The organism is Shewanella sp. (genome assembly GCF_051658185.1).
Classification (GTDB): domain Bacteria; phylum Pseudomonadota; class Gammaproteobacteria; order Enterobacterales; family Shewanellaceae; genus Shewanella.
The window spans coordinates 1-9,306 of the sequence record NZ_JBOFMC010000334.1; the positions used below are offsets into that span (position 1 = coordinate 1).

The following is a 9,306-nucleotide window of genomic DNA, read 5'->3' on the forward strand; positions in this document are numbered from 1 at the left end:
AACTCCCGATGCAAAAACTGAATTAACTCGGCCTCAGCCTTAGCAATATAGGGCTGATTATCGTACAAGGTATCGTCAAGATCGAAACTGATCCCTTGAATATCCTGTGGCCTCAGATAGCAACGCATTATTTATCCTGTGTTTTTTTTGCCCGTGGATGAGCACTATCGTATACCCTGGCTAGATGCTCAAAATCGAGACTGGTATAAATTTGGGTGGTCGCTAGGTTGGCGTGGCCCAACAGCTCTTGCACCGCCCGCAGATCGCTGCTCGACTCAAGCATGTGCGTAGCAAAGGAATGGCGTAACTTGTGGGGGTGCACCCGTGCCGATAGCGCCTGAGTTTGGCCCCATTTCGCCATGCGCGCCTGAATACTTCGATGGGATAACCGCCGACCTTTTTCTGTCACAAATAACGCATTGTCCTCACAGTGGATCTGCTGTCTGCAGTGTAACCATGCCTCGAGCGCTTTGATGGCGTAGCTGCCCACAGGAACGATGCGCTCCTTATTGCCTTTGCCTAAGACCCTGACTTCGCGCACATCATATTGAATGCTGTTGAGGTTAAGGGCCGCCAGCTCCGCCAAACGTAAGCCACTGGAGTAAAATAGCTCCATGATGGCTTTGTCCCGCAGGCTTAAAGGATCGGTGCCATCAATATCCAATAAATGGCTGATAGCATCAACATCGATATTTTTTGGCAAAGGCTTGGTTTGTTTTGGCGCGCTTAAGCCTTTGATAGGATTAACGTCAATCACCCCCTCACTCAGTAAAAACTCCCCCCATTGTTTTAATGCCGATAAACACAAAGAAAGTGAGCGCGGGCTTAAACCTTGGCGATGCAATTTGGCTAATACTTGCTGCCCATGCTCACGGTTAACCGTAAGTAAATGCACTCCTTCGGGCAAAAGCGCGCTCACGCGATTAAGCTCGTAAAGATAGTTACGCACCGTATGGGCGGACAATTGCCGCTCTGTTGTCAGGTAACGCTCAAAGGTGTGTAACCATTGCGCATCAAGCACCGACATTTCGCCTGTTTGCGTACTCATATCGGGTTCCTTGTGAGTGTTCTGCCAAACCATGGGGGAGCCAGCATCGCCCAACTGCCGTTACAGCTTCGCTAGCATGTGCGCCAGCAAACGCCGTAATTGCTCTAGCAACAGATTGTCCATATCGGGGTCAAAATGGGTCGCATCTTGGCTGGCAATCGCGAGGATCACTGGCAAGGTTGTGGCAAGCTGCACAAGGGCGACAGAGCCCACCGGCGCGCCAAACAAGCGTCTGGCCTCTTGCTGAGTCACTCGGCCAAAATAGTAACCCTTACGCAATCTTTGCTCACACAGCGCCTTGAGATCCATATCCACCTCGAGCACGGTGATGAGGCGTACATGGCTGAACTGAAATTGCGCTTTCAAGCTGTCCGCCAAGACTTCCTTGAGTGACGCTAAGTCCACACAATTGAGTAACTTAAAGCTAAGCTCGGTATTAAAGTGATAAATTTTTTCATTACGCGCCGCCATGGCCAATAAGCTTGTGATCTCTTCCTCAAGCTGCAGCACACGCTGGCGCAGAAGTTCTTGGCGCCGTTCGACCAAAGAAATTGCACCACGTTCTTGGTGCGGCAAACGCATGGCAAGTAATAATTCAGGATGACGATTGAAAAAGCCCGGATTATCGAGCAGATACTCACGAATGATCTGCTCATCGAAGGGCGGCTGGCTCTGAGGCATCAAGGGCTCGCTCATAACTGAATTTGTCCGTCATAAACATGCTGAGCAGGCCCCGTCATCCACAACGGTTTGCCCTCGCCCTCCCAATGGATGGTCAGACTGCCGCCGGGTAAATCCACCCGCACCTGCGACTCAAGTTTACCCTGAATGTGGCCCACAACGACCGCCGCACAGGCGCCCGTGCCACAGGCTAAGGTCTCGGCGGCGCCGCGCTCATACACCCTTAACATGATATGACTCGGGCTCACCACCTGCATAAAGCCCACATTCACCCCGCGTGGAAAGCGCTCATGCTTAGTCAATAGTCCGCCAATCTCAGCGACCGCAGCCTTTTCAACGTCTTCGACCTCGAGCACGCAATGAGGGTTGCCCATCGAGACTGCGCCACATAAAAAGGTTTGCAGCGGCGTTTGCAGCAGATAGGTTTTTTCTGCTTTTTTGGCCTTAAAGGGGATTTGACTCGGCTCAAGGATGGGCACGCCCATATTGACGGTCACAGTGCCGTCGCGCTCAAGGCGCAGTGTCATCTTGCCCGCGGCGGTGCTTACACGCACTTTATTTTTATTTGTCAGACCTTTATTTCGAACAAATCGCGCAAAACAACGGGCGCCATTGCCACAATTTTCCACCTCGCCGCCGTCGGCATTGAAGATGCGGTAGTGAAAATCTAAATCGGGATCATAGGGCGGCTCGACCAACAGCAACTGATCAAAACCAACACCAAAATGCCGATCCGCTAATCGACGGATCTGCTCAGGTGAAAAAAACACATTCTGCGTGACCCCATCGACCACCATAAAGTCGTTGCCCAGTCCGTGCATCTTAGTGAATTGGATCAAGGTACTTATCCTTTAAATCGAGGCGCTTGGCTGCATTGGGCTGCCAAGCGCCTGAATCAATATAATTTTTCTAGTTTACGGCAGGATCTGCTCACCTTGCCAGAGCTGAGGCAGTTTTTCTCGCTCACGCACGACATAAGCGTGAGCGCCATCGACCATCACCTCCGCAGGCCGGGGGCGAGTATTGTAATTTGAGGCCATAGCAAAGCCATAGGCGCCACTCGAGCGGACGGCGAGCAAATCTCCCGCGACGAGCGCAAGCTGACGATCTTTACCCAAAAAGTCGCCGGTTTCACAAACCGGCCCAACAATATCAAATACCTGGGGTGGCTCATCCCGAGGATCTACCGGAATAATTTTTTGCCAAGCACTATAAAGTGCTGGGCGAATTAAATCATTCATCGCGCCATCGACAATCGCAAAACGCTTATCGGCGTTTTCTTTGAGGTACAGCACCTCAGTGACAAAAATCCCCGCATTGGCAGCGATGGCTCGGCCTGGCTCGAAGATGAGTTTGAGCGGGCGATCGCCTAAACGCTTAAGTAATGCGGCAGCATAAACATCCGGGTGGGGCGGAGTCTCGCCATCGTAGGTAACTCCCAAGCCGCCGCCAACGTCAAAATGCTCGATCGCGATGCCTTGTTCGCCAAGGCGGTCAATCAGCGCCAACATCCGATCCATGGCATCGAGAAAGGGCTGGATTTCAGTTAATTGCGAGCCGATATGGCAATCAACACCTTTCACCTGTAGATGGGGCAAAGCATGGGCGCGGGCGAAAACCGTTTCGGCCTCTTCCATCGCGATCCCAAATTTGTTTTCCTTAAGGCCGGTAGAAATATAAGGATGCGTACCGGCATCCACATCGGGATTAACCCGCAGCGACACGGGCGCCAGCTTGCCTAAACGGCCAGCCACTTGATTTAACAGCTCAAGCTCGGCGCTCGATTCCACGTTAAAACAATAAATACCAAGGTTAAGCGCCTGTTCCATTTCGGCCACGGTTTTCCCGACCCCAGAAAACACCACTTTGGCAGGATCGCCACCGGCGGCGATGACTCTGGCAAGCTCGCCCCCCGAGACAATATCAAAGCCACTGCCCAAGCGGGCCAGCACATTGAGTACCGCCAGGTTCGAATTGGCTTTCACGGCATAACAAATTAAATGGGGATGCTCGGCAACGGCATGGTTAAAGGCATGCCAATGGCGCTCTAACGTCGCGCGGGAATAAATATACAGGGGGGTGCCGTAGGTTTTGGCTAACTCGTTCACTCTACAGCCTTCAGCATGCAGGGTATTATTATGGTAGAGAAAGTGATCCAATGTCCGATTCCTTACTGCGCTTGATTGGCAAAAATGATCTTGGCTAATGATATTGTTGTTTTTTTGTCGTCATGGCCGCGGTTTTCTCTGGTTATTCAGAGCCCACCTTAGACACATCCACTTTTTTAGGTTGAGTGACCTCGGCCTCAGGCGTTTGATACAGGGGCCCTTTTTGACCACAAGCCGTCAGGAGTAGGCTAGCAAGCATTAACAATAAAAACAGTCTCATTTTTCTCAACATCTGTGCATCTAGTGACTAATAGCCTTATAATCGCACCCATCTTCACGAAAGCAAAGGACAGAAATGCATGGCCATGACAGATACTGAATATCACCGACTCGCGGATGAGATGTTCCACGCCATAGAAACTGCGATTGAAACGGCGATTGATGAACAAGATGCCGATGTCGATATCGATGCTAGCGGCAATGTCTTGCAACTCGAATTCGTCGATGGTTCTAAAATCGTGATCAATAAACAAGAGCCGCTGCATGAGATTTGGCTCGCTTCCCGCTTTGGCGGTTATCACTTTGCTTATGTCGATGGAAAATGGCTCGATGCCCGTGGCGGCAATGAGTTTATGCCTTTTGTGCAGGAATCCATTCTGCGCCAAAGCGGTATTGCTCTGAGCCTGTGATGCTAGCTCACCAAGACCAATGGCGGCCCAGACTGCCATTGGTCATCCGCGCGGCACGACGTTATCGCTCCCAAGTCGGCTCCAGCGCTGATGCGCGGTAAAATCTTCCCGGCGTTCTCCGCTTTGCCTTTCATTGAGGTTACTCGCTTAAAATTCCTCATCCTGATTGGCGCTATCAACCCCAAAAGGCACCACAGTTAACTCCCCTGCCACCCGCACTAATTGAAAAAACTGCGGCATATTAAAGCGCGCCTTCGCGTAATGCTCATCAAACACATAATGATGGCTCACCTTGTTGACCAGCTCGCTCATATTGGAGCCATGCTGCACATAATGGCTTAGCTGATTGTCCTCATCCAAAATAAAGACATCTATATCATCAAGACGTTGGCGTAAAAAATACTGGATCGCCCCTTTCGCGGCATAGTGTTGAATAATCTTGGGCATGCTGGAAAACGGATCATCGCCCAACTGCGGACGGGGAAGCGTGACTAAATGACTACGCGAAAGTTGTTGATAAAAAGATTTCGCATCACTCAAATCCTGATAGGCCATCCCTAACGGATTAAAAAATATCCCATAGCGGGTATAGCGGATCTGCAATGGCTGCACCAGCGTGCTCGAGGGCTGCACCTGATGACATAGGCTTACCGTCTGTTTTAGCAGATTTCTCACCGCTAATTGCAGTTGCTGCCGGAGCCTGTGTGAGCAACTGATCACATCAATATCGACCGTTTTCGTGGCGCGCCGAAGCCCAGGGGTGACAAATTCCAGCGCTTGCAGCAACGCAGTATCGCCCTCAAATCGGTGACACTGCCATTCCCCCCAACTGTTTAAGCAAATGGCATCCACTGCACCCAACATGTTGGCTTTTTGCCGACCGAGGGAAAAGACGTTGGCATTCATCACATCCACCATCATCTCCTGCCCGCGCCAATCAATGGTGGGATCGCAATCGAGGTTTAATAGGAAGATTAACTTTCTAAAATGCCAAGGCTGACACAGATCTAATTTAGACACCCGCCAATCATGGTCAATAAACTGCAGCAAGCGCCTCGAGGCGTCGGTCAAGCGGCGGGAGGTCACATGGCTCTGGCCCAGTTCGTACCATGTCGTCTGTGGGGTTGATACCCCGTTTAAACAGGCCCAAATCATTAAGGCGGAAGGCGTTTTACCCTTGCAAATGGCCGATTCACCTAACAGTTGCTGCGGCTTAGGCCCTTGTCGATAGAGGTAATACCGATTCTCCTTCGCGCTTGCGACTATCGTCACCTCCGCCTCGGCAACCGTGCGGCTCCAAAGCAGGTTTAACTTGGCGATTTGATCTTCGTCTTGGCTAAAATAAGTGTGCAATTTGCGGGTTAACATCCCCAGCTCTTCAATCCTGAGCCCCTCGTTTAATTCGTGGGTCGAGGCAAAACGCAGCAGCGTCTGATAACTCGCCATCAACAGTTCATTTAATTGCTGATTAAACCATTGGAGCTGTCCGCTGTGCCAATGCTCGCAACCATCTAAGGTTAAAATCAAACTCTCGGGCCATTGCCACGCCTGCACCAATTGCTGCATCTGAGGATAACGCCAGTCTTTCCCTTGGTCTGGCGTACTTAAAAATACCCCACACTTAAGATAAAAGCAGCGGCGCACAATTTCGAGACGACGATGATCCTGCAGTTTTAGCAGGTAAGCCTCAATGGTCTCATAGATGGCATAGTAGGCATCGTTAGTACACGAAAAATCCCCGGCCAGCGTTTTTTGCCATAGGCGGTCACAGAGCAGCGCAGAATGGGGGTACTCACTGGCATAGGCCTCAAGCAACAGCACTTTCATCAACGCCTTATGCGGCTTGTGCAACCCCTTATACAACTGCCAGAGCGAGGCGCCAAAATACTCACTGGCCGGTAATTGGTGGACATTGCCAAGGGATAGCAACGAAGGTTCGAGCTTAGCATCGGGCCACCAAGCAATGGTTTTTCCGCCTAGACGAATTTGGCTACGGTAAAACTCTTCAAGCAACAACCAATGCTGCGTACTGCCGCTGTGCTCATGGGCCATCGCCGCCGGCATGCCGCAGCGCTCGGTAGCTTTACCGCAAAATTGCTGGGGGTGAACGAGGTAAAAATTGACCTCAAATTGGTAGGTTGCAAACCACGCGGTCAGGCGAGCAGCCTTCGTACGCAGCAGTGCTAGCGCCTGCGCCGACAAATCCTGACGGTGTACCAGCCACACATCCACATCACTTTGCGGATTTTGCCCAAAACTGGCCGTACTGCCCATGGCATAGACGCCTTCAAAGGCATAGTGCGCAGACGTGCCATCGATGAGAGGCAAATTGACCACATCGCAAGCCTGGCTCACTAAGCGAGTCGGGTGATAACCGTAAATGCCCGCGGGTACCTCCGCAGGCAGATAACCCGGATAATGCACGCTATTGTGATGTATCAAATGGGCGATCAACTGAAATAAATGCCGCTGCAACGGCGGCAATAAGGTGAGGGCACGGTCAATGCGAACCTGATTCAGTCTCTCAGCACTCTCAAGAAAGCGACCTTGCTCATCCATCCAAACACGCAACATTTAGGTAATATAAAGAAGTGTGCTCATGTTAACACTTTTACTCTTACGAGCAAGCAAACGAGATATGCGTCACACTTTTACCGCCAATATAACCTAGCCAACTTCAAAGAATCGAAACAGCTTCCTTACAATCACCCATAGTGAATGTTAGCATTGGTGTAACTAAGATCTTGGATGGAAACTAGGCATGTCTGAAAACCGCATACGTATCGCTACCCGCAAGAGCCCGCTAGCCATGTGGCAAGCTGAATTTGTTAAAGCTGAATTAGAACGCATTCACCCCGGCATTGTGGTAGAACTCCTGCCAATGAGCACTAAGGGTGACGTTATCTTAGACACGCCATTAGCCAAAGTGGGCGGCAAAGGCTTATTCGTCAAAGAACTCGAAGTGGCCATGCTCGAAGATCAAGCCGATATCGCGGTACACTCGATGAAGGACGTGCCAGTGGATTTCCCCGAAGGCCTAGGGCTAGAAGTGATCTGCGAGCGTGAAGATCCACGCGATGCCTTTGTATCGAACTCCTATCAGTCAATCGACGAATTACCATTAGGGGCAACCGTGGGCACCTCCAGCCTACGTCGCCAATGCCAGCTGCGCGCAAAACGTCCTGATCTTATTATCAAAGATCTGCGCGGCAACGTCGGCACCCGTTTAGCCAAGCTCGATAATGGCGAATACGATGCCATTATCCTCGCGGCCGCCGGTTTAATTCGCCTTAAATTATCCGAGCGCATTGCCAGCTTTATCAGCGCAGAAGAATCTTTACCCGCCAATGGCCAAGGTGCCGTCGGCATTGAATGTCGCACCGATGACCTCCGAGTGAAGGCATTATTAGCGCCATTAGAACACTTGGAAACCCGCTACCGTGTGATCGCCGAGCGCGCCATGAACACTCGCCTTGAAGGTGGCTGTCAAGTCCCGATTGGCGCCTTTGCAGAGATCGTTGGCGATGAGATGACCCTGCGCGGCCTCGTCGGTAACCCCGATGGCAGTGAAATTATCGAAGGCGTGATCACCGGTCCAAAAACCGAAGCCAAGCAATTAGGTATCGCCCTTGCTGAAGAGCTACTGAGCAAAGGCGCCAAAAAAATCCTCGACGCTGTCTACGCTACCGCCTAAGTCGATGAAAGTACTACTGACGCGCCCCGAGGGGCGCAATCAGTCGATGGTTGATGCCCTGCATGAGCGTGGTATCGCCAATTGGGTAACCCCCTTATTGAGTGTTCAAGCCACTCCGGCACTGGACACTCATACTCCACATCCCCTTGATGCTGCGGATATGATTATCTGCATCAGCGCAAACGCCGTTAGCTTTGCAGCCAAAGCCTTAAACGCCAGTGATTCATCATTAACCGCTTGGCCTACCGCGCAATACTTTGCCGTTGGCCACGCCACCTGGGAAGCATTGCAACAATTTTCGATTAGCGCACTGGAAGCGCCCGATGATTGCCAGCAGACCGAAGGCTTACTCACACTCGCCCCGCTACAACAGATCCAAGGCAAAAAAATAACGATTATCCGTGGTGTCGGTGGCCGTGAAACGCTCGCACAGCAGCTCACGGCACGCGGCGCTCACCTACGTTACTGGGAAGTATACCAACGAGGCTGTCCGCGTTTAGATGGACGCCTCACCGTGCAACAATGGCAAGACTTTGGGGTAGACACCATAGTGATCACCAGTGGCGAAATACTCCATAATCTCATCCACCTAGTGCCAAAAGAGTTATTTGCTTGGCTGCGTTCATGTCATATCATAGTCCCAAGTAACCGAGTAGCAGCTCAAGCTCACGCCTTTGGCCTGACCCAAGTCACTAACGCCAATGCCGCGAACAGCAACGCCGTACTAAACGCTCTTAAGCTCTAAGCGCTATCCTTACAGCGCCACTCTTAAAACGCTAAGCGCCTTTGGCGAGATTGACTCAAATTTCGGCAGTAATGATTTCAAGGACTGTTCAATGGATAACAACAAGCACGACGCCGCGAGCCCTCATCCACAATCTACCCCTCTGTCCAGCGCATCGACCGATGACGCAGCGTCAAGCCTTGCGGCATCAACTCAGGCTGAAAGCACAGCGTCTGCAACTCGCGCTGACGTTAACGCGACCGAGCTGAAAACCACCGACGTCACAGCAACTGCAGCCAAAGCCACTGAAAAGATCGCTGAAATCACACAAGAAACGCCAGTGATTCCCCCTAAAACAGACA

The 9,306-nt window shown here is 51.4% G+C and carries 9 protein-coding genes and 2 pseudogenes; 4 read left to right on the forward strand and 7 right to left on the reverse strand.

Features of this window, described 5'->3' with window-relative positions; all coding sequences use genetic code 11:
* The 6 genes and pseudogenes from ACRCZA_RS12750 to lptM form a co-directional block, all read right to left on the reverse strand.
* Nucleotides 1-128 (reverse strand): annotated as a pseudogene (locus tag ACRCZA_RS12750) (HAD-IA family hydrolase); the annotation flags it as partial.
* Nucleotides 128-1,048: a tyrosine recombinase XerC gene (gene xerC, locus ACRCZA_RS12755; RefSeq protein ID WP_438674800.1), complete on the reverse strand. Its 921-nt coding sequence runs from the start codon at nt 1,046-1,048 to the stop codon at nt 128-130. The gene xerC and the pseudogene ACRCZA_RS12750, both read right to left, overlap by 1 nt.
* Before the next feature lie 60 nt (nt 1,049-1,108).
* Nucleotides 1,109-1,744 carry a DUF484 family protein gene (locus ACRCZA_RS12760; RefSeq protein WP_438674801.1) on the reverse strand — a complete coding sequence of 212 codons (636 nt, stop codon included), beginning with the start codon at nt 1,742-1,744 and terminating at the stop codon, nt 1,109-1,111.
* A complete protein-coding gene (gene dapF / locus ACRCZA_RS12765) occupies nt 1,741-2,568 on the reverse strand; it encodes a diaminopimelate epimerase (RefSeq protein ID WP_438674802.1) in 828 nt (275 codons plus the stop codon). The genes ACRCZA_RS12760 and dapF overlap by 4 nt, the downstream gene beginning before the upstream one ends.
* Before the next feature lie 75 nt (nt 2,569-2,643).
* The gene (gene lysA, locus ACRCZA_RS12770) at nt 2,644-3,888 is read right to left on the reverse strand and encodes a diaminopimelate decarboxylase (protein ID WP_438674803.1); all 1,245 of its coding nucleotides are present in this window, start codon (nt 3,886-3,888) and stop codon (nt 2,644-2,646) included.
* Nucleotides 3,889-3,979: 91 nt separating this feature from the next.
* Entirely contained in the window at nt 3,980-4,129 is a 150-nt protein-coding gene (gene lptM, locus ACRCZA_RS12775; protein ID WP_438674804.1) for an LPS translocon maturation chaperone LptM, read from the reverse strand.
* A gap of 67 nt (nt 4,130-4,196) precedes the next feature.
* On the opposite strand from lptM, the gene cyaY reads away from it, so the two are divergent.
* Nucleotides 4,197-4,526: an iron donor protein CyaY gene (gene cyaY / locus ACRCZA_RS12780; protein ID WP_438674805.1), complete on the forward strand. Its 330-nt coding sequence runs from the start codon at nt 4,197-4,199 to the stop codon at nt 4,524-4,526.
* A 147-nt stretch (nt 4,527-4,673) separates the two neighbouring features.
* On the opposite strand, the gene ACRCZA_RS12785 is transcribed toward cyaY, so the two are convergent.
* Nucleotides 4,674-7,085, reverse strand: coding sequence for a class I adenylate cyclase (locus ACRCZA_RS12785; protein WP_438674806.1), 2,412 nt, complete (start codon nt 7,083-7,085; stop codon nt 4,674-4,676).
* A 202-nt stretch (nt 7,086-7,287) separates the two neighbouring features.
* Between ACRCZA_RS12785 and hemC the strand changes: the two genes are divergently transcribed.
* The 3 genes and pseudogenes from hemC to ACRCZA_RS12800 all read left to right on the forward strand — a co-directional run.
* The gene (hemC, locus tag ACRCZA_RS12790; protein WP_438674807.1) at nt 7,288-8,220 is read left to right on the forward strand and encodes a hydroxymethylbilane synthase; all 933 of its coding nucleotides are present in this window, start codon (nt 7,288-7,290) and stop codon (nt 8,218-8,220) included.
* Between the two features lie 4 nt (nt 8,221-8,224).
* Nucleotides 8,225-8,965: a uroporphyrinogen-III synthase gene (locus ACRCZA_RS12795; protein ID WP_438674808.1), complete on the forward strand. Its 741-nt coding sequence runs from the start codon at nt 8,225-8,227 to the stop codon at nt 8,963-8,965.
* A 91-nt stretch (nt 8,966-9,056) separates the two neighbouring features.
* Nucleotides 9,057-9,306, forward strand: a pseudogene (locus ACRCZA_RS12800) (hypothetical protein); the annotation flags it as partial.

Coding starts and splice junctions, on each gene's coding strand:
- xerC (WP_438674800.1), bottom strand. CDS start 1,048: ATGAGTACGCAAACAGGCGAAATGTCGGTGCTTGATGCGCAATGGTTA.
- hemC (WP_438674807.1), top strand. CDS start 7,288: ATGTCTGAAAACCGCATACGTATCGCTACCCGCAAGAGCCCGCTAGCC.
- ACRCZA_RS12785 (WP_438674806.1), bottom strand. CDS start 7,085: ATGGATGAGCAAGGTCGCTTTCTTGAGAGTGCTGAGAGACTGAATCAG.
- ACRCZA_RS12795 (WP_438674808.1), top strand. CDS start 8,225: ATGAAAGTACTACTGACGCGCCCCGAGGGGCGCAATCAGTCGATGGTT.
- lptM (WP_438674804.1), bottom strand. CDS start 4,129: ATGTTGAGAAAAATGAGACTGTTTTTATTGTTAATGCTTGCTAGCCTA.
- ACRCZA_RS12760 (WP_438674801.1), bottom strand. CDS start 1,744: ATGAGCGAGCCCTTGATGCCTCAGAGCCAGCCGCCCTTCGATGAGCAG.
- cyaY (WP_438674805.1), top strand. CDS start 4,197: ATGGCCATGACAGATACTGAATATCACCGACTCGCGGATGAGATGTTC.